Annotated in this window: 16 protein-coding genes; 5 read left to right on the forward strand and 11 right to left on the reverse strand. The window is 51.5% G+C overall.

Annotated elements, in window-relative coordinates; genetic code table 11:
- Window position 1 precedes the first annotated feature (1 nt).
- The 3 genes from NY07_RS02600 to NY07_RS02610 form a co-directional block, all read right to left on the reverse strand.
- Complete coding sequence (locus NY07_RS02600) at window positions 2-763, reverse strand: endonuclease (RefSeq protein ID WP_373681781.1); 762 nt, start codon at window positions 761-763, stop codon at window positions 2-4.
- A gap of 151 nt (window positions 764-914) precedes the next feature.
- Window positions 915-1,472 carry a SprT family zinc-dependent metalloprotease gene (locus tag NY07_RS02605; RefSeq protein WP_081953756.1) on the reverse strand — a complete coding sequence of 186 codons (558 nt, stop codon included), beginning with the start codon at window positions 1,470-1,472 and terminating at the stop codon, window positions 915-917.
- A gap of 57 nt (window positions 1,473-1,529) precedes the next feature.
- The gene (locus tag NY07_RS02610) at window positions 1,530-2,678 is read right to left on the reverse strand and encodes a hypothetical protein (protein WP_033537805.1); all 1,149 of its coding nucleotides are present in this window, start codon (window positions 2,676-2,678) and stop codon (window positions 1,530-1,532) included.
- Window positions 2,679-3,094: 416 nt separating this feature from the next.
- Here NY07_RS02610 and blaOXA point away from each other — a divergent pair, with 416 nt between their 5' ends.
- Window positions 3,095-3,799, forward strand: coding sequence for a class D beta-lactamase (gene blaOXA, locus NY07_RS02615; RefSeq protein ID WP_235363884.1), 705 nt, complete (start codon window positions 3,095-3,097; stop codon window positions 3,797-3,799).
- 78 nt (window positions 3,800-3,877) lie between these two features.
- Here blaOXA and NY07_RS02620 read toward each other — a convergent pair whose 3' ends face one another.
- Complete coding sequence (locus tag NY07_RS02620) at window positions 3,878-4,789, reverse strand: LysR family transcriptional regulator (RefSeq protein WP_033537806.1); 912 nt, start codon at window positions 4,787-4,789, stop codon at window positions 3,878-3,880.
- Between the two features lie 120 nt (window positions 4,790-4,909).
- Between NY07_RS02620 and NY07_RS02625 the strand changes: the two genes are divergently transcribed.
- A complete protein-coding gene (locus NY07_RS02625; protein ID WP_033537807.1) occupies window positions 4,910-9,460 on the forward strand; it encodes an ATP-binding protein in 4,551 nt (1,516 codons plus the stop codon).
- A gap of 61 nt (window positions 9,461-9,521) precedes the next feature.
- Here the strand turns inward: NY07_RS02625 and NY07_RS02630 are convergent, their stop codons facing one another.
- Window positions 9,522-10,715: a cation:proton antiporter gene (locus NY07_RS02630; protein ID WP_033537808.1), complete on the reverse strand. Its 1,194-nt coding sequence runs from the start codon at window positions 10,713-10,715 to the stop codon at window positions 9,522-9,524.
- Between the two features lie 122 nt (window positions 10,716-10,837).
- Between NY07_RS02630 and NY07_RS02635 the strand changes: the two genes are divergently transcribed.
- Window positions 10,838-11,710, forward strand: coding sequence for a universal stress protein (locus NY07_RS02635; RefSeq protein WP_033537809.1), 873 nt, complete (start codon window positions 10,838-10,840; stop codon window positions 11,708-11,710).
- Here NY07_RS02635 and NY07_RS02640 read toward each other — a convergent pair.
- Window positions 11,676-14,267, reverse strand: a complete 2,592-nt coding sequence (locus tag NY07_RS02640; RefSeq protein ID WP_033537810.1) for a cation-translocating P-type ATPase — start codon at window positions 14,265-14,267, stop codon at window positions 11,676-11,678. The genes NY07_RS02635 and NY07_RS02640 overlap by 35 nt on opposite strands.
- Before the next feature lie 125 nt (window positions 14,268-14,392).
- Window positions 14,393-14,653, reverse strand: a complete 261-nt coding sequence (locus NY07_RS02645; protein ID WP_033537811.1) for a DUF5062 family protein — start codon at window positions 14,651-14,653, stop codon at window positions 14,393-14,395.
- A 143-nt stretch (window positions 14,654-14,796) separates the two neighbouring features.
- On the opposite strand from NY07_RS02645, the gene NY07_RS02650 reads away from it, so the two are divergent.
- Entirely contained in the window at window positions 14,797-15,204 is a 408-nt protein-coding gene (locus NY07_RS02650; RefSeq protein WP_309147282.1) for a VOC family protein, read from the forward strand.
- Window positions 15,205-15,911: 707 nt separating this feature from the next.
- Here NY07_RS02650 and NY07_RS02655 read toward each other — a convergent pair.
- The 3 genes from NY07_RS02655 to NY07_RS02665 all read right to left on the reverse strand — a co-directional run bounded on the left by NY07_RS02655 (window position 15,912) and on the right by NY07_RS02665 (window position 18,914).
- Complete coding sequence (locus tag NY07_RS02655; RefSeq protein ID WP_033537813.1) at window positions 15,912-16,628, reverse strand: pseudouridine synthase; 717 nt, start codon at window positions 16,626-16,628, stop codon at window positions 15,912-15,914.
- Between the two features lie 7 nt (window positions 16,629-16,635).
- Entirely contained in the window at window positions 16,636-17,337 is a 702-nt protein-coding gene (locus tag NY07_RS02660) for a DUF998 domain-containing protein (protein ID WP_033537814.1), read from the reverse strand.
- A gap of 236 nt (window positions 17,338-17,573) precedes the next feature.
- Window positions 17,574-18,914, reverse strand: a complete 1,341-nt coding sequence (locus NY07_RS02665; RefSeq protein WP_033537815.1) for a Na+/H+ antiporter NhaC family protein — start codon at window positions 18,912-18,914, stop codon at window positions 17,574-17,576.
- A 364-nt stretch (window positions 18,915-19,278) separates the two neighbouring features.
- On the opposite strand from NY07_RS02665, the gene NY07_RS02670 reads away from it, so the two are divergent.
- Window positions 19,279-19,803, forward strand: a complete 525-nt coding sequence (locus tag NY07_RS02670; RefSeq protein WP_033537816.1) for a DUF3087 family protein — start codon at window positions 19,279-19,281, stop codon at window positions 19,801-19,803.
- A gap of 14 nt (window positions 19,804-19,817) precedes the next feature.
- Here the strand turns inward: NY07_RS02670 and NY07_RS02675 are convergent, their stop codons facing one another.
- On the reverse strand, window positions 19,818-20,756 hold the full coding sequence (locus NY07_RS02675; RefSeq protein WP_033537817.1) for a LysR family transcriptional regulator: 939 nt from the start codon (window positions 20,754-20,756) through the stop codon (window positions 19,818-19,820).
- Between the last annotated feature and the right edge of the window lie 28 nt (window positions 20,757-20,784).

Genomic DNA, 20,784 nt, shown 5'->3' on the forward strand with positions numbered 1-20,784 from the left:
TCTACTCCGCGATACTTTGGGTATTTGTCAGTTTTTGGCACTGGGCCTGGACAAAGGGGTTGTGATTACCCTGCTTGGCCGCGATGGCCTGGTCTCTTCGGCATTCAATAGTATCAACTGGATAGCTTTTATCCCATGCCTGAAATAGTTTTAACTGACTTTTGGCGATCTTAAGGTCATAGGCCTGCTGCATATAGAGATAGGTGCGTGCTATCTGGCCTCGGGTATGGCTGGGGGGCTCCACCTTTCTGCCTTTGAAATCTACCACCATGGCGCATTGACCATATTGCTGCGGCTTAGCATTCCATTGACTGAAGCGGTAGTTGCTGCGATCGCCGTTGACCTCGCCGATGGCGGGCACCAGGTTATGCAGGTCGCTCTCCATCTTCTTAAACTGTTTATCTGTCCTGCCGCAGTTTTTACGGCCACCTTGTTGCCAGCATTGGCGCTGATGACCAAACTCCCATGCTGGAACGATATGTTCCCACTCGATACGACTGGCGCGCTTCTCCTGTTTACGTACCTGATAGCCGCAGCCCTGAAAATTGGGTTGCCAAAGCTTGCCAGATATTTGTATATCACAGCCGCAATAGAAGCTCTTGCCTGGTAGCTCTTGGCTGTAGATGTTGCGGGCGACCTGTTTGGCCTGGTTAAAGCTACTGGGGTGAGAGGCGAGGGCGCCTGTAGAAAGGCCGAGCGCCAGCAGCGCTAAAACGCCACGCAGCAGCGGCCTCACACCAAAAGAGGTAGTAAGCACATTAATTCCCTAAATAAAGCATAAACGTTCGCCGCCTATCTCTGCCTGGCTCTATGGTTGGCTGGCTTGGTGGCGACGATGCTATTCGGTGTCTGCACCGATATCGATGCCGATTCTACGGGAATCGACTCAGATCAGGCAAGTTAAGCTGGATTCATTATGACTCGCCCTGCACTCGGCTGAGCGTTTCGTTACAGCGGCGACAGCGATATTGGGTCTGCTGGCGCTGTACCTTATTGTGTCGCCGAATGGAAAGTGGCACTACGCCGCACTGGCAACGGTAGTTGTAGGTTTTACCCGCGACCGAGTCGGTATTCAAGCTGTGGGTGGTACTGGGGGACAGGCCATAAAGTTTGACCATCAATGCCTGCCACTCCTTGCCGTGAGGCTTTACCCGACCATAGAGCTGATAGGCGAGCAGGTGGCAGATCTCATGGGGCACGACCTGTTGGATAAAGACCTGAGGGTTTTCCGCGAGTAAGACAGGGTTAAACCTGAGTTTGTTGATCTGCAGATGGGCGGTTCCTGCGCTCTTGCCTCTAAGTTTAAAGTTGATCTCTGGGCGGGGAAAGCGGCGGCCAAGTTGTGTTTCAGCCAGCAGGTAACAATCTTCTACCGTCTCAACTATCGCCTGTTGATCGCTATTCAGCGCATCTTGGGAGACAGTCTTTTTATGGCGGGGTTGGGCAAACAGGGATTGAAGTGGTCGAAACATACTCGGGTCAAGGTTATTGGCGCCCGCCGGGTTAGCGGGCGTCTTTAAGGCTTGCCATTATAGCCGCGTCGCAGCGGCTTTGACCATCTCCTTGACCTGTTCCACTATCGCCATCTCAGTATCTGCCTCATAGGCTTTCACCTTTGGGGTGTGAATATGACCGACCTTGATAGGGCTGTTAAAACGTTGGCCGAGCAGTACGGCGCGATAGGAGATCTCATTCGAGAGGTAGCCACCGCCCGAACCATTGACCGAGGTGGCATTTTGCAACTCGGCCAGTGAGCTGGCGTCAAACTCACCCCGTGATAGGGTGGTGACTGTGTGGTTGTCATTGATCTTCCATCTGCCCTTGACCGATTGCATGGCATCAACCGGCAGCGAGAATTCAACGAATTCAGGACCATAGAGGGGCTTGCCATCAAACATAGGTGCCTTTGGCGACTGGGCTGAGGCACCAGTGAGCACATTGAGGTTATCGGGCGCTGCGGCGCTGCGGTTACGGCCTGGGAAACGTTCCAGATCGAAGTCGTCTCGTCCCATACTGACGGTAAAAATGGCGTTGACGCTCTTTTCTCGATAAACCGGAGTCAGCAGGGATTCGATGATCCCTTGGTCGAAGTCGGCAAAGCGAACCGGGATCATCACGGTTTCAATTTGAGCTTTTCTGCCATCGACAGTGAATTTGTAGCCGTCTAATGCCAGAGCCGTTAATCCAGAGGGGTTGCTCTGATCTATGTTGCGATCGAGGAAGAAGGGATCGAAGCCGGTCAGCAGAATGCGGATCTGGCTGTCGTCATCGAAATGAATGTCGCTAAAACCTCGAGAGGACTTTTCAACGGCCTTGAGCAATATGCTGCGTTGCCAGTCGGCCATATTATAGGCGGGCTTTGATTTTTTAAGGGTCTTCTTCATCGCCAGTCGGCTCCAATAAAGGGGCCTGTCATCCTGACCGCCAGATTGCACATCTCTGACCGCTTGTTGCCAGAGACGTTCGCCTTGATGGGCCACCATCTTTGTCATGATGAGTTCATCTTTTTGCTGGCGATACTTTTCATCTAAGTTATCGACCAGGGCTTGATAGCGATTGACGACATCGGGTATGGCCTGTGTTGCCTTGGGCAGGCGTAGCTCCTCAAGATCCAGGCTGGCGAAGGCGCTGCTACTCAGTAAGCTGGTCATCGCCAGGGCTATGGCTGTTTTACGCATGACATGGTTCCTTTGCAAAAACCTCTCACCCTTAACACTCGCGGTGGAGCATATTGGGCAATGATGGCTCAGGGCGGTTATCAATTTGAATTTATTATAGTCAACAACTGAGTATGCACGACATCAGGTCGCAAATAAAGACTTGAGATGGCTTGATAAAATGCCAGATTCTTGACACAAATCGCCATGAGTTTGCCCTCATGGCGGTAGCAGGAGTTGTTAGACTTGCTTATAGCATTTAATGAAGCATCAGGTGATGCAGTGGCGATTATTTGGGGGAAGTGTCGATGACATTAGCTGCAACAAGGAAGTCTCTAAGGTGGCTTAGTTTAGCCTTTTTTATCTGGGGTGGCATCGCAGTGGCGGCAGAGCCTGGGATGATATCTGAGTCGAAAATGGTGGCTGAAGATATAAAGGTGGACCGAGAGATACAGTCAGCCTTCGACGCCTTGGGGGCGAAAGGCGTCATGGTGCTGCTGGACGATAAACAGGGCAGAGTGCTGACCAACGACCTTGCCCGAAGCCAGCATGCCTATATTCCCGCCTCAACCTTTAAGATACCCCATAGTCTGTTGCTGCTTGAGGCGGGGATAGTAAAAGATGAGCATAGTCGGTTTGCCTGGGATGGGGTTAAGCGTGCTTATAGCCCTTGGAACCGTGACCATTCCTTTATTGATGCGATGAAGTATTCCGTGGTGCCCATCTATCAGAAACTGGCTTTGCAGCTGGGTGATAAACGTATGGCTCAGGGATTGGCTAAGCTCAATTATGGCAACGCCAATATTGGCGGTGGACTCGATAGCTTTTGGCTCGATGGTGAGCTGGCTATCAGCGCGCAACAGCAGGTGCAGTTTTTAAGGCGCCTCTATCACAATCAACTGCCAGTCTCCGAGCGCAGTCAGCGTATCGTTAAGACCATGATGCTCAACGAGGCCAACGGCGATTGGGTGCTAAGAGCCAAGACGGGCTATGGCGTGCGTAATGCCCAGAAACTTGGCTGGTTGGAGCGAGAGGAGAACACTTATTTCTTCGCCATGAATATGGATATCACCACAGATAAAGATCTGGCATTACGCAAGCAGGTGGTGAAGCAGCTTCTTAAGGCTAAGGGCTGGATGTGAGGGGCTTAATGGCTTAAAGGTGGTAAGGCGGAAAGCTTTCCCTGCCTTATCAGTACTATCACCTTCCGATACTAAAACTTACATCATCATAGATTGCAGCGATTCATGGCTGCTGAAACGTTTGGTGAAGAAGTCTAAAAAGACGCTGATGTTGGTGGCCAGTTGGCGGCGACTGGAATACACACCATAGACCTTAAAGGGTTCTATCGGCCACTCCTGCAGCAGTGGTACCAGGCTACCGCCTGCCAGCTCATTCTTACACACAGAGTTGGACAACATGGCGATACCAAAATCGTCCAATACCAGTTGTTTCACCATGATGGCGCTGTTCACCCTAACCTTACGTTTAAAGTTGACCATGGTTTTGCGCTCCCCCTTGCCCAAGGGCCAGATGGGCGCAGAGCGCGAGGTTCCCAGCAAGATACCGCTGTGCTCACTTAACTCCTGAGGCGTTGCAGGGGTGCCGTTGGCCTTTAAGTAGCCAGGGCTAGCCACCAATATAGGTTGGCGCTCCAGTAGTAGACGGGCGACCAGATCAGAGGATTGCAGCGGGCCATACTTAATGGCGATATCATAACCTTCACCGACCAAGCCCACATCGTTATCGGTAAACTGGACGTCGAGGTCCACGTTGGGATAGAGGCGCATAAAGCTGCTACAGAGGTTGGCTATCAGCTCCTGGCTGAAGGAAACTGGAATGGCGATACGCAGTGAGCCTGAGACGTCGTTGTGAGTATTTTCAATGGTTGCCTTGGCAGCCTCGATTTCATCGCTAATACTACTGCAGTGCTGATAAAAAAGCGCACCAACCTGAGTCAGGCTAAGATTACGGGTGTCACGCTGTAACAGGCGCACACCGAGCTGCTCTTCGAGCTGAGCCACCTTACGACTTATGGTTGATTTTGGCATGCCCGTATTACGAGCTGCCTGGGAGAACCCCTTGGCGCGAACGACGGCAGCAAAGAGCATCATACCGTTTAAATCTGGCATTATTTATCACTGTCTCAAATATGGAACAAAGCGTCTAAGCCAGTTTAATAGCATTTGACCCTATAACAAAGCTATATTTATTGGCTAAAAATTTTAGAGGCTAAAGCAGAGGATCTATTGATGACCAGCAACAATCAGCCCACAAACACGACTCAGGTTCAAACAGCCGATCCGCTTTTTCTTCAAGCCGAACATTTGGCTCAGGATTTTTCGCTGTTTCCTAAGCACAGTAAGCAAAGTCTTTCACAGCAGATAAAAGGTCTGCTTAGCGACGACGATATTCAAGCTAACTTAAAAGAGTTAGAGCAATTGGATGTTGATGGCTATGTGGCCAAAGTCATTCAGCCTACCTTAGATAAGAGCCGCCCAGGCGCTAAGCGCGTGATTGCGGATCTTAAAGGCAAGTTAATTGTCGAAAAACATATGGGGCCTTTCTATAGTGCCGAGATCGAACTGAACTTTGGATCTCGTACTCGCCGCATCGGTTTTATCGCCCAAGAGCGCACCACAAGTAACGGTGCCTGGATGCCTGAGCACCACCTGGCGGCCTGCACGGCCATTCGTCATTTTGCCGAACTTTCTATGCCTATCGTTTACCTCATCGACACACCGGGTGCCGATGCGGGTGAGATAGCCAACAGCCAAAACCAGGCGCATACTATCTCTAAGGCGATTGCCGAGAGTGCTAACGTTGACGTACCGACCGTCGGTATCGTTATCGGCGCCGGTTACTCTGGTGGTGCGATCCCATTGGCCGCAGCCAACATCCTGTTGTCGCTACGTGACGGTATTTTCAACACCATTCAGCCACAGGGTCTGCAAAGCATCGCGCGTAAGTACAACCTCTCTTGGCAGGAATGTGCTAAGTCGGTTGGTGTGTCACCAGAAGAGCTATACACCTCAGGTTGTATCGATGGCATTATCGATTTCTCACCATCTGATAAAGATGAGCGTCAGCACAACCTGCGCCGCGCCATTATCAGCAGCATCGAGGCCGTTGAGCATGCGGCGGTGCAATTTGTTCGCGAATCTAAGGATCTGCGCGAACATTACGATCGCAGTCTGAACCGTTTCCTCCATCCTTCTAAGAACCTAGAAGCGCTGGAGCATCACGCTGAGCTGTCGGTGGCTAACAACCCAACTATGCACCTTAACCTGTTTGGTAGCTCATACCGTTACCTGCGTTACCTTACGCTGCGTAGCCGTATACATTCGATCTCACAGGAACAGTATGGTCGCCTGTCTAAGGTGAGTGTGCCTGAAGGTGATCTGCTGGCGCGTATTCAGCAAGAGCAGGACAAGGTATTCCAGTCTTGGTTATCTAGCCCTGATAAGCTGGTATACGACGAAGAACTTAACAAGCTGTGGAGCAACTTTACCGCCAAGCGTGACGAAGTTTCTACCGAGCGTAACATGCTGACTCGCCTCATCTTAGGTGAGCCGAAGCAGAATTATAAGAAGGCCCGTAAGGCGCTGTTGTTCAACATCGGTTGGTCGCTGTACCACAGATGGAAGAGCAACGCCGAGAACAACTTCAAGGGGCTGATCCACTATCTTGAGAGTCTCCCAGACGAAGTCACTCAGGCAGATTGGCCTGAGCTGAACCAGCTGACGGTACTGGATGTGATCGTGCACGAAGAGCTGCGCGAGGACTTCATCTGGCAATGCTATAACATCCTGATCTTCAACGCGCTATACGACAACGTTGTGGGCAACCTTGCCTCTATTGCGAAAGAAGCCATGATGTCTAAGAGCCTGTCACGCGCCTCAGTTGACAGCCTGTTGCATGACTCAATCGACCGCGCTATCTCTAAGCAAGATACCGCCAACGATAAGAACAAGTTCTATAAGTGGCTGAAGTACTTCATGTCTCAGTCTAACCGCGCCGATCTGCTAACCAAAACCGAGCAGTGGAAGAGTGTTGGTTTCCCTCAGCTTAACGACTCTCTGTTCGTTATCCTGACTTACTTCTTTGAGCGTCTGCTGCCTGAATACTTCGCTAGCGAAGAGGAGAGCAGCGAGTACACGGGTGCCATCAACCCGGTTCGTATCGGTCGTCGTAAAGACTTCTGGAACCGTTTGACCATGGGTTATCAGGATCTATTGATCCAGAAGGTACTGCGTGACGAGAAACGCGCCGGTAAGATGAGCTGGGAAAATGTGATTGCCAAGTTCTTTAGCGAGTTTGAAGAGCTAAACGGCGACAAGATGTCGGCTAACCTGCTGAACTTCCCTGGCTTCCGTCTCTCTATCGAAGACGCGCTAGACAAGGGTATCCGTCCTTGCGGTCTGATCACTGGTACTGCTGATTTCGAGTATCAGGGACAAACCATGCGCGTCGGTGTGGCCGTGTCTAACACTGCCTTCCAGGCCGGTGCCTTCGATATGGCCTCTGCCGAGAAGTTCTCTGCGCTCTTGATCGAGTGTGCTAAGCGTAAGCTGCCTGTGATCTGCTTTATCAGCTCAGGTGGTATGCAGACTAAAGAAGGTGCTGCGGCGCTCTTCTCTATGGCGGTAGTAAACGATCGTATTACCCGTTTCGTTCGTGATAACGAATTGCCGGTATTGATGTTTGGTTTCGGTGACTGTACTGGTGGTGCACAGGCAAGCTTCGTGACTCACCCGTTAGTACAGACTTACTACTTCTCTGGCACCAACATGCCGTTCGCGGGTCAGATGGTTGTCCCTGCGTATCTGCCGTCTACTTCTACCCTGTCGAACTATCTGTCTAAGGTTCCTGGCGCCATGAACGCCCTGGTCACCAACCCATTTAGCGACACTATCGACGATCAGCTAAGCAGTATCGATCCGCTGATGCCTAAGCCAACGGCTAAGGTTGTTGATGTGATTGGTAACGCCATTTCGACCCTAGTGCCAGAGATGTTGATCACCGAGGAAGAGCTGGTACAGGACGATCCGCGTCAGCTGATGAAGCCGATTGACAAGGTTCTGGTGCACGCTCGTGGTTGTACTGCGGTGAAACTGATCCGCAAGGCTCACGACAATAACATCAAGGTGGTACTGGTAGCGTCAGATCCTGACATGACCTCAGTACCGGCCGACATGCTTAACGAAAACGACAAGCTGGTCTGTATCGGTGGTAACACCTCAGACGAGAGTTACCTCAACGCCTACTCGGTATTGAAGGTTGCCGAATATGAGCAGGTCGACGCGCTGCACCCAGGTATCGGCTTCCTGTCGGAAAGCCCGCAGTTTGCGGCTCTGTGTGTGAATAACGGCGTTAACTTCGTTGGTCCTAGCGTACACAGCATGACCACCATGGGTAACAAGTCGAATGCGATTAAGACGTCGCAGGCGCAAAATGTACCTGTGGTACCAGGTAGCCACGGTATTCTGACTAACGCCGAGCAGGCGGTGAACGTGGCCAACGAAATCGGCTACCCAGTGCTGCTTAAAGCGGTACAAGGTGGCGGCGGTAAGGGGATCCAGGTTGTTCAACGTCCAGAAGATATGATCTCTTTGTTCCAGAAGACCTCTACCGAAGCGGCTGCGGCCTTTGGTAACGGTGACCTCTACCTAGAGAAGTATGTGACCTCACTGCGTCATATCGAAGTTCAGTTGCTGCGTGACAAGTTTGGTAATACTAAGGTACTGGGTCTGCGTGACTGTTCGGTGCAGCGTAACAACCAGAAGGTGATCGAAGAGTCTGGCTCAACCATGCTGCCTGAAGAGCTGAAGCAGAAGGTGATGGAATACACCCGCGCCCTCGGTGACGCCACAGACTACATGGGTGCAGGTACCGTAGAGTTCATCTACAACCTGGATGCCAACGAAGTCTACTTCATGGAGATGAACACACGTCTGCAGGTTGAACACCCTGTGACCGAGGCGACCTCAGGTATCGATATCGTGAGCGCTGGCTTCGACATCGCCGCAGGCCGCTCTATCGAACATCTCGAGCCACAAGAGATTGGCTATGCCATCGAAGTACGTGTGACCGCCGAGAAGGCCGCGCTGGATAGCAATGGTGTACTGCAGTTGCTACCGCATCCTGGCGTTATCACTGAGTGTGTGATCCCAGAGCGTGACGATATCGAGATCATCTCGATTGCCGGTGAAGGCAAAGAGGTTTCACCATACTACGATAGCCTGATCGCACAGATCATCTGCCGTGGTGAAAGCCGTGAAGATGTGATCAACAAGCTGCATGATTACTTGGCTAATCAGGTAGTGATCAAAGGTATTGCGACTAACATTCCATTGTTAACTCGTATCCTGAAAGATGGCACCTTTAACGAAGGCGTGTACGACACTAACTATCTGCCACGCTTCATGGCTGAGCTGGATATTCCTGCGCTGATCGCCGAGATGGAAGCCGCCGCCGAGACTGTGGGCGTCGATACCGAGTCGCTGCGTGTGGGCGAGAGTAACGAGCTTAAGGTACTGGCTCAAGGTGCGGGTATCTTCTATACCTCACCAGCGCCAGGTGAAGCTGACTTCGTGAAGGAAGGTGACATAGTGACTGTGGATCAGACACTGGCACTGACCGAAGCGATGAAGATGTTCTCTCAGGTGACACTGGCTGGCTTCAACCGCCAAGGCGCCGTGCTCTACCCAGAGGACAAGCAGTATCGCATCGAGCGTATCCTGAACAGCAATGGTCAGCAGGTTTCGCAGGGTGAACTCCTCTTCGTAGTCTCTCCTGTCTAACTAGCCTGATTGAATCTCAATACCCGCCTAATGGCGGGTATTTTTTTGCCTGTAATTTAGATTACTTGCTGTCACTTGCCAGTGCCCACTTGAGTAGTAGCGGGCCGGCCAAAGTGGTGATGGCGATAATCAGCACCAGCTCGGTGAATAGCTTAGGGGAGATGACCCCCATCTGCAGCCCCATCTCGGCAAATACCAGTCCTACCTCGCCTCTGGGAACCATCGCACTACCAACAATCGCCTTGCTGCGCAGCGAGCCGGGTACATTGAACCCTGCTATAGCCTTGGTCGCTATAGCCAATAGTGACAACATCAGTAGGGTTAACATTCCTGACCAGCCCAGGTCTATCTGACTGAGATCTAAGCTGATCCCCACGTAGACGAAGAAAATCGGCGCGAAGATATCCACTAAGGGTTTAGATTCGACCTCCATCTCGTGGGTGAAGGAGAAGGGGTTTTTTAGGTAGCGATTAAGTGGTGAGATAAACTGACGACTCAGTGCCAGGCCGACCACGAAGCCGCCGAGTAGTGCAGGGGCGTGCAGGGCATGTGCCAGCCAGGCAAACAGACAGATGAGGATCATGGTGATGATCGCCTCATAGCCGGTTTCCTCCTCTCTCGGTTTTACGGCGCGAAACAGATACAGGAGTAAGCGTGCCAAGGGGGGAGCCAGAAACAGAAAGGCGCCGATTTTGAGGATCAACAAGCCGCTGGGAATAAGCCCCACCTCGCCTGAACTGGCGAAATTAAACAGCAGGCTGAGCAATATCACACCAGCAATGTCATCGATCACCGCTGCACCCAAAATGATATGACCTTCCCGGCTCTGGGAACGCTTTGCTTGGGCCATCACCCGCATCGAGACTCCGATACTGGTGGCGGTGATCGCGCAGCCCAGATAAAGGGCGGTAAAGCCAGGAAGCTCCAGATAGGCAAGACTGACCCAGCCGATAACGATTGCCGGTATGGCGATCCCCAATAGGGCGACGCCGACGGCGCTGCTACCGGCTTGGAAGAGACGTTTGACCGAGGTTTCGCAGCCAATAGAGAAGAGCAGCAAGATCACGCCGAGTTCTGCCATAACGGCCAGGGTCTCGTGGGGGGCAATCCAGCCCAGTAAGCTGGGACCGACAAGGATACCGGCGGTGATCTCGCCGACGACGGCGGGCAGTTGCAGCCGCTTAAAGGCCTCGCCCAGTAGGCGACCGAAGAGCAGAATTAAAAACAGGGACAAGACGAAGTTATCTATGGCCATGGCAGGCTCGACTCCCTGAAAAGGGTGATAATGTGATCTTGGTCATTTTGATGACCGAGATCAAGGCGCAAGCTGTACAGTGTGACTAAGCTCAAATGAAGACTCACCGACAGGAGGTAGCCATGGACAAGGTATTTATTATTTCCCAGAAAGCCGAGGAACAAGCTGATGCGATTGAAAAGGGGATCGCCTTGGCCAAGGGGCTTGAGAAGGAGGCTGAGGTGTTTGCCTACAGCTATGAATCCTTCGCGGGTAAGGAACACTATAACCCCAGGTTGGGTGCCGCTGCCAAGGTAGCGTTGATGAGTCAGCGCAGCGATGAGATCGCCGCTAAGCTTAAGGCGCTTAAGGCAGACGATGTGGCGGTGCATAGTGTCTGGACTAAAGATCTGTTTGAGCATGCCTGTCATCACTCCATTCGTCATGGCTTCGATTTAATGGTCAAGGCAGTGCATAACAAGGAACACTACCTGCCGATGGACTGGCAATTGATCCGCCATGTTAGGATCCCCTTGATGTTGCTGTGTGATAATCCGCTACAGCGGGCAAAAACCGTGCTGATGGCGGTGGACCTGGGTAGCGATAACCCCATCAAGCAGAAGCTAAACCAGTGTGTCATTCAGCATGGTCGCCAACTGGCTGAGGCCATGGACTGTCAGTTGCATCTTGCCTACATCATCAGGGTGCCCAAGATCTTAAGAGACATGGACCTGATCGATACCCGCACTCTGGTCAAAGAGGCCTATCACAGGTATCAGGCGCAATTGGACGATATTGGCCTGCATCAGGATCATGTGCATTTCTTGGCAGGAGACCCTGATCTCTGTCTTTATGAACTCTCCTGTCGCCTCAAGGCGGCCTATCTGGTGATGGGTGCCCGTCAGCGTAAGGGCCTGATGGGCATGGTTATCGGTAACACCGCCGAGGCCATGTTGAACCGCATTCGCAGCAATGTGCTGATCATTCCAGCTGACGATCAGCTTCTGCCTGCCTAAGTTTGAGCTTATGCTGCTGACGCCAGAGACGCTTGTGAAATTCATCGATGAACAGCAGCGTCAATGCCGCGCTCAGCAGTATCAGCCACTGTCCTAGCCCTATGGGGCTTATTCCCAGCGCCTGGCTGAGTCCAGGCGTATAACTGGCACCTATATGTATTCCTTGCGCTAACACTATGCCAAACAGCAGCAGGGGATTGCTCAGCATTGGCATCCGTAGCAGTGAGTTACGCTCTGAGCGGCTATTGAGGGCATGTACATTCTCAAACAGCACCATCAGCATCAGGGTGAGGTTGCGAGCCTCGACCTCGCTGCTGCCCATGTTGAGTAACAGTGAAAAGAGGGCGAAGGCCACAAGCCCCATCCATAGCGCGCTAACGATTAGCCTTTCTAGCATTAGGCGGTCGAAGATAGGCTCACTGGGTTTGCGCGGTGGCTGATCTATCTCATGCCCCTCGCCGGGCTCGAAGGCCAGCGCGACATCCTGTACCCCATTGGTGACCAGATTGAGCCAGAGGATCTGCAAAGGGAACAGGGGAATAGGCAGAGCAAACAGCACGCTTAAGATAAACAGGAGCAGTTCGGCGGCGCCGGTACTGATCAGCAGATAGATCACCTTGCGGATATTGTTGTAGACGATGCGCCCCTCGATGATCCCTTTGACGATAGAGCTGAACTTGTCATCGGTAAGCACCAGATCGGCGCTCTCGCGGGCCACATCTGTACCCTTGAGGCCCATTGCTATCCCCACATGGGCGTGTTTCAGCGCTGGCGCATCATTGACCCCATCACCTGTCATGGCGACAAATTCTCCCTGACGAATCAAGGACTCAGTGATCTCCATCTTCTGCCTGGGCTGAACCCGGGCAAATACCCTGTGATTTGCGACCAGGTTATCGAACTCGGTGACACTGTGCTGCTGAGCCTGGCTTAGCTGCTGGCCTGTGATCACTCCATCTTGATCCTTGATTAGCTTGAGCTGACGCGCCAAGGCGAGTGCCGTGATCGGATGGTCGCCGGTGATCATGGCTACTTTTATCTGCGCCTGCCGACATTGTGCGACCGCGGTGATGGCGTCTTCCCGAAGGGGATCGCTCATGGCCACTAAGCCTAGAAACTCAAGCCCTTGCAGCGGTTGGTGCGGGTCGCTGACCTGGCCACTGGCCAGAGCCAATACCCGGTAGCCATGCTGAGCCAGCCAGTGGGTTTCATCATGCACTGCTTTAACTTGCTCAGGGGTTAGCTGACACATGGTCAGCAGCTTTTCCACCGCGCCCTTCACCGAGATCACCGAGGCACCATCTATCTGGTTAATGCTGGCACTGAACTGGTTTTCCGACTCATAGGCAAATAGCTTTTCTTGCGGCGCCTGTTTGGCCTTATCCATCTCGAGATTGAGCTTATAGCCCAAGGTAAGAAAGGCGAGATCTACCCCATCACCGTCGGCATGAACCTGATCCGCGTCGAAAGAGAGGTGAGCCTCGTTAGCCAATACGCCAGCGAGTGCCAAGCGGTGCAGCTCGGGGTCATGGCTGGGTGATACTGGTACGCCATGGCCATGTTTGTGCACCAGTCCTGAGGGTGACAGCCCAGTACCTGCTACGTGAAAGCGTTCGCCTGAAAGCAGGCTGATCTGGCTGATGGTCATCTCGTTGACCGTGAGGGTGCCCGTTTTATCTGAGGCGATATAGGTGCAGGAACCTAAGGACTCTACCGCAACCAATTTGCGCACAATGACATTGGCCTGAGACATACGTTTCATGCCGATAGCTAAGGCGACCGTGATGGCGGCAGGCAGTCCCTCGGGAATGGCGGATACCGCTAGTGCGACCCCAAGCAGGAATACGTGGGAGAGATCTGCGCCTCGCAGTAAGGTCAGGGCGAAGATAAGCGCGATGATCAGCAAGGTGGCGATGGCGATGATTAGGGTAAAGCGCTCGATGCGCTGCATCAAAGGGGGTTTGGCACTGCCCCCTTGGTGCACCAGGTCCGCTATCTGACCTATCTGGGTGCGAGAACCTGTGGCAACCACTTCGCCTTCGGCGCGGCCATGGGTGACTAAGGTGCCAGCAAAGGCCAGATCTGTCTTAGCCACCGCCAGTGACTCGCCGGTGAGCGCCGACTCATCCACCTTAAACTGGTTATGTTGTTCGATTTTGATATCGGCGCCAATACGATCGCCATTACTGAGCAGGACATAATCGCCGGGCACCAGGCTCTGGCTGTCGACCATCTTGGGATGACCATCGCGTATCACCTTGCTTTGGGAGGGGACCATCTCACTCAGCGCATCGGCGGCTTGCTGGGCAGAGTATTCCTGTACTGTACCTATGATGGCGTTGAGCATTAAGACGGCAAAGATAAAGATGGCGTTCAGCAGTTGGCCGAGCAGCAGACAGACGATAAAGGCCGCGAGCAGCACATAGATGAAGGCGCTCTTAAATTGGATGATAAACAGGTGTACGAAGCTGAGTCTTGCAGGTTTAGGCAGGCAATTGGGTCCATATTGCCTGAGTCGGTCATCTGCTTGTTGACTCGATAGTCCCGGCCCGGCCACAGTAACTCCTTGTGGTTTTTGCCTCAGGTGATGCTATATCTATAGCCCATCTGGCGCCGGGTTGCTGGGAATCGGGGCTTGGCTTGATAGAGATCAAATCCAAGTGAGCCAACATCTTGGCGAGATTACTCTTTTAAGGGGTGATCTTCCGGTAATTGGCGGTTGATCCATAGAATCAACTTGTGTTTCATATTGGGGCCATCTTCCTTGTCGTGTGCTAGGGGCTGGATCAATTTGTCCTTCACCAGCAGACGGTAGATGCACTCTACCTTATCTTTGGGGGAGATCCCCTTTTCAAAGTCGGCAAAGCCACGCTTCTTGGCGTAGCCAACGCCAATTTCCAGGGCCAGTTTTAACAGTTGTGCGTCGTGCTTCCCGTGTTTCATTTATTCGGCTCCATTAGCGGCGATACCCTCAAACTACCCTAGTTTCCGATGGGAACATACTGTTAGCGGCGTAAATTTGCTGTAAGTGTCATCTCTACTGCGCATCTGGCTATAATTACAACAAATTGAGCGCAATGAGGATAATGATGATCAAGGTTAGCGGCATAGATCACTTAGTATTTCGCACCACACGACTAGACGCCATGTTGCACTTTTACACTCAAGTGCTGGGCTGTCCTATCGAGCGGCAGTTGGCCGATGAGGGACTAACCCAATTAAGAGCGGGTAAGGCATTGATCGATATCGTCACCTGCGACAGTAAGCTGGGCAAACTCGGCGGTGGCCCACCGGTGCAAGATGGCCGTAATGTCGACCATATCTGTCTGCTCATCGAAGATATAGAGGAGCAGGCACTACTGGATTATCTCGCCGAGCAAGACATAGCGACGGAAGGGTTTGCCAAACGTTATGGGGCCCAAGGGTTTGGGCGCTCCCTCTATATCAATGACCCAGAGGGGAATGTGGTGGAGCTGAAGTTGGCTAAAGGGTAGTTTTCGGAGTTTTGCCTCTGGTCTGGTGGAAGTGGGTCGGAGTGTTTGAAGTCGAACCTTCATTGCATTTAATAGCCTGCGGCTCGCTTATGTGCAGAAACTGCCTCGGGACGCTTTACGTCATCCCTGACCGCTTAACGAAAACATCCCTGTTTTCGATACCCTCAGCAGCATCTACACCGGGTTATTATCTCTCTTCGATTTGGCCATATTTGATATCCGAACGTATTGGATTTGCGATTGCCTTGAGAGGCCATTGTTTAATTGAAGCTGTAAGTTGTTATTGAAGCATCTACCTGACTTAGGTACTTGGATGGGAGCTTTAAACCATAGCTTCATGGTTTATCAATTGCTTGGCAGCAGGTGCAGTGCATGGATGGGCCAAAGTCGCGATTGCAGGGATGCAAAAGAGCGACCCTTATGTGCAAACATTCTTTTGGCACGCAGCAAGTCCATATATGGATTTACGGCGTGTAGCAGATGTATCTGCATATAAGCCCACCGCAGGTGATAGGTTGCCATCAAGGTACGACCTTTAACTCATTTAATAAATGAGCATGTCGCTAAATGCTAATCTAGTTGGCGACGAAAATTGGGGCATCAATAAGTTGGCACTCTAACTCCTTATTCACACCAAACACTGTCATGCCATAGCCTTTGCAGATATATCTGCGCCCCTAGGTTACAGGGCCAATAAAGCTCAAACCTTATTCGAGGCTTGCTTTCAGGGCGGTAATTTCCTGTTTGGTCAACTCCCTCATTTCGCCTTCAGGCAAGTCGCCCAAGGTTAAGGACTCAATCGCTACGCGCTTCAGATCAACGACTTGGTAGCCAAGGGCCTGACTCATACGGCGGATCTGCCGATTAAGCCCTTGGGTCAGTATGATCTCAAACGTATCGGGTGCCAGAGGACTGAGGGTGCAGGGAAGTGTGGTGACCGACTTATAGCTGACCCCAGCCGCCATCTGCTCAAGAAAACGATTGTCGAAGGGCCTATCTAACCTGACATGATAGCGTTTCTTATGGGCAAAGCTTGGATGCATCAAGCTTTGGGTTAATTCGCCATCATTGGTCAGCAGCAGTAACCCGCGAGAATCTTTATCTAGACGTCCTACCGGATAGAGGCGTGGCTGAGGTGGCAGTATATGCAGCAAGCTGCTGGGATCTTGCGCTTGCAGGCGGCAATCTATGCCAACCGTTTTATTGAGCATCCAGTATTGCTTGGGAGCGATGGCTCCCTGTGGAATACCATCGACACAGACTGTCTGTGACGCTTGCTGGCCCGATGGGGTTGTGATCACCTCAACTTGGGTGGTGTGGTTGCCTAACTCACCGCCAATGCTGACTCTTCCATCGCGGATCAAGCGCGAGGCGGCGCGGCGAGAGCAGAGACCTGTTAAGGCGAGATACTGGGCCAGTCGCATGGGCTGACTACCCCTGGGCCGATACTTGGTTGGCTAGGTTGTCGTGGTAGCTGTGCAGAGCCAGTCGCTTGATCGTCAGGGCCAGGGTGACACACCAGATCATCACGAGATTGGTTTGTGCCCACATGGTAAAGGCGACCACGCATAGGGAACTATCATTATGGACGCAAGGAGCAAAGTCGAGCTGCTCCCAGTCGAGCATGAGTGCCAAGCCCGTTGCCGACAGCAATCCCAAACTGCTGACTAGCAAGAGAGGGGTTGAGCACAGGGATTTATGATTAACCCTGGCTGAGATTGTCAGAAAGTAGAGCAATATGGTGGCTAACAGGAAAATGGTCGAAAACAACCTGTGTTCTTTCAGGTAGTTGATAGGGTAGATACCGATTAAGATGATGGTGATACCGACCACAAAGCCTGCGATGGCAATATAGTTGCCAAAATGGCCCAGCTTGAGTTGTCGCAAGCCGTACATAGAGAGCAAGATGCAGGAACCTGCCAAGATCAGCCCCATGTTGAAGATGTATGCCAGCGGTGACTCGGAGTAGTTACCTAAAAAATCGGGTCGCTGATTAAATGCCTCTATGCCAATAAGCTGAAATTGGGCAAATAGTGAGATAGAGATCCCCAGGGCAGAGATGAGCGCCCCGGCTAAGATGGTAAAGACCACCATGCGTTGCAGATCATAATTAATGGGTTGGTGTAGGGCCATTGTTATGCCATTTATTGTTATTTTAAATATAAAAAAGGAGCACCTCAGTACTCCTTTCTGTTTTGACCTTAGGGCTAAGTATAGCGCTTAACCATTTCGAGCCGGTCAACAATTATCTCCCTATGACCACAGTTTAAGTGAAAGCCCCACTTTGTGAAACTGCTAAGGTGAAGATAGTCACCTTTTGAAGCGGCACTCAGGGTTGCCACTTTGCTTAGTGACTACTTAGTAACAACTTAGTGACGACGCCTCAGAATAACGATAGCCACTGCCACTATAGCCAAAATCATACAGTACCAGGCATGGGCGACAGCCTGCAGTGGACTAAGGCTAAAGATTGAAGCGACTAAGAGCGCCTGGGCACCGTAGGGGATAAGCCCCTGAATGATGCAGGAAAAGATATCTAAGATACTGGCGGCGCGCTTAGGAGTCACCTGATGTTTTTGAGCCAGATCTTTGGCGATATCGCCAGTAACCACGATAGATACCGTATTGTTGGCCACACAAGTGTTGGTTAGGGCCACGATACCCGCCATACCCAGTTCAGAGGCTCGGGTAGAGGCTTCGCCTTTGGCACTTGAAAAGCGAACGATCAGCTTCTCTATCTGTTTACTGACAAAAGCCAGACCACCCTGCTGCTGCATCAGGGCTGCAAGGCCGCCGACCAGCATAGAGAGGATGAAGATCTCCTGCATGTTGGTAAAGCCGGCGTAGATATCTTGGCCAAACTGGATTGGGCCATAATCTAGAGTCGCCCAACCTGTGACGCCAGCGAGCAGAATACCTACCGTCAGTACGACGAACACATTTAGCCCCGCAACTGCCAACACTAAGATGGTGAGGTAGGGGATAACTTTAATAAAGTCTATCTGTTGTGGCGCGACTTCGGCCTGCCCCTGACCCACTAAGGTAAAGACCACCAGGGTGATCAGCGAGGCTGGAATGGCGAAGATTAGGTTTTCTCTGAATTTGTCTTTCATTTCGCAGCCCTGGGTACGGGTTGCGGCAATAGTGGTGTCTGAGATGATCGATAAGTTATCACCAAAAAGGGCACCAGAGAGCACGGCACCAGCCATAATCGCAAGATCGATCTGAGCTTCTTCGGCCACGCCCAAGGCGATAGGGGCAACGGCAGCAATGGTTCCCATAGAGGTACCCATTGCAGTGGCGATGAAGGCGGCAATCACAAAGAAGCCTGGCAGCAAGAGACTAGAAGGAACTAAGGAGAGTCCTAGTGCTACGGTCGCATCGACACCGCCTGTGGCTTTAGCTACAGAGGCGAAGGCGCCCGCTAGCAGATAGATGAGGCACATGGCGATAATGTTGGAATGGCCGATGCCAGCAATAAAGGTTTCTATGCTTTGGTTAAGCTTCTGCTTGGAGATGAGCAGTGCCAGAATGATAGCGGGTAAGATGGCGACAACGCTAGGTAGCTGATAGAATGCAAAGTCTACACCCTGGCTTTGAAAGTAAACGCCGACGCCGATAAACAGGGCCAGAAACAGAAATAGTGGCAACAAGGCAATAAAAGATGCCTTAGGTGCTGCAGTGGATTGGGCATGTGTTGGTGTAGTCAAAACTCTTCTCTCTTATCGCTAGACGTCTTACTCATAGACGTGTCGTTAAAACCGGATGTTTCCCTCTGGTTCCCATGCCCTCCTAGCTGGAACATCTCGCTAGCTGCGAAATGGATCATCTCAATAGGTGAGAGGATATGAGATCGAAAGACGTCTGTCAATTTAGACGTCTAGATGTTTTTACTGCTAAATGTTTGGTTGCTGTTAAATGCTTTAATGTATTTGTTAACAACTAAGTAGGGCTCTTGCTTAACTTGCCTAGCTTAAGTCGAGAGATCAAATTCTTTATCGTGTTAAAACTGCCACTTAGTGATGACTCATGCTAGGCTTGCGCCCATGTCTATTAGGGTGGAAATTGAGAAGAATGAAATTAATTGAGGTGAATAAGGTTCGATATCGCCAACATTTAAACCGTGTGATTGCGGTATTTATCGCCAGTTTGGCACTCTTGTCTTTGGTATTTGGCCAGCTGTTGATTGCACTTTTTGGTCATCAGGAGGTGGTGAGTGGCGAGTCGACCGGTAACCTGCACCTAAATTTTTTCGGTGTGTTGCTCGCATTTGCACTGTGCGCCGGAGGGCTGTATTCACAGCGTCATCGCGACTATTTTTGTGAGATCTATTATGTGTCACGTCTCAAGGCGTTACAAAACCGTATCTATCGAAAATATAAGGCGATAAAACAGGCGAGCGAGGCTAATGATCCCTCTGCGCTCACCCTATTACTCTTCTATTTTACCAGCCAGAAGCTGGTCTATCTGTTGGATGACAATACCCTGACTCTTAACGAGGTCGATAAGGAGCTTGATGGCATTAAGCAGCGTATCGAAACCTTGGGGCTAGAGATTACAGTGCAAGATTTCAATGAGTCGCTGCTGGAGAAGTTTTAGCCCATCTATTCGCCCTAGCCTCGTTGCCCATCCAGGCCAAATACCTCATTGAAGGCCTGGGTGAGTAGCTCTACCTTGGCGCTCTCCCGTGCCGACTGCTTAACGACCATCGACAGATTAAATCGATAGCTGGCCGCCTCGCCATGAATGATCTTTATCTGTTTGGTCTTTAGTTCTTGTTGGATATAACTCAGGGGCAGATAACCTATATAGCATCCCGATAAAATTAAGGTTTTACGAGTATCAAACTGATACGCTTTGGCCGATAGGTTTAGCCGCTTTAACTGCTCTCTGCCTTCGGGGTCGATATCTACCCCAGGATGGATAGAGGGGGTCTTGGCCAGCATTTCGGCGCTGATCTCCTCGTCGCTGAGGTGAAAGTAGGGGTGCTTGGCGCTGCAACAGAGGTAGATTGGCTCGCTGAAGATGGTTTGGTAGTTGAGTCCCTGGATCTGTTGATAGCTGGGTAACAAGCCTACGTGGGCCTTATCCTGTAGCAGGGATTTTTCTATCTGGTGCAGCGCCTCGCCGTCTAAGATTAGATGTAACTGGGGTTGACGCTCATGAATGTAGGCGATCACCTCGGCGAGTTTCTGTTGCATGCCATGGTCTAATTGGTCGGCGCAAAGGATCACCAGTTCGCCGATTAACTCCTCTCCTAAATTATTAACAAACATAGAAAAGTCGTTGAGGGAATCGAAGAGTTCGATACAGGCATGATACACAGCTTGCCCCGCCTCCGTGAGGGCGAAACCACCTCGTCCCCGGCTACAGAGCTTAAGCTTCATGCGACTCTCGAGGTTAGACATATGTACGCTGATGGTGGAGCGGGTGACTCCGAGTTCGTTCTCTGCCGCGGCAAAGCCACCGTGCTCGACAACAGTGCGAAAGATACGTAGCAGACGCAGATCGTACTCGGTAATGGCTTTGGGGATGATGGACTGTTTGCTCATAAGTTTTACAGCCTTAAAACTTTGCGTT

Origin of the sequence: Shewanella sp. ECSMB14101 (assembly GCF_000773485.1) — a bacterium.
GTDB classification, from domain to species: Bacteria; Pseudomonadota; Gammaproteobacteria; order Enterobacterales; family Shewanellaceae; genus Shewanella; species Shewanella marisflavi.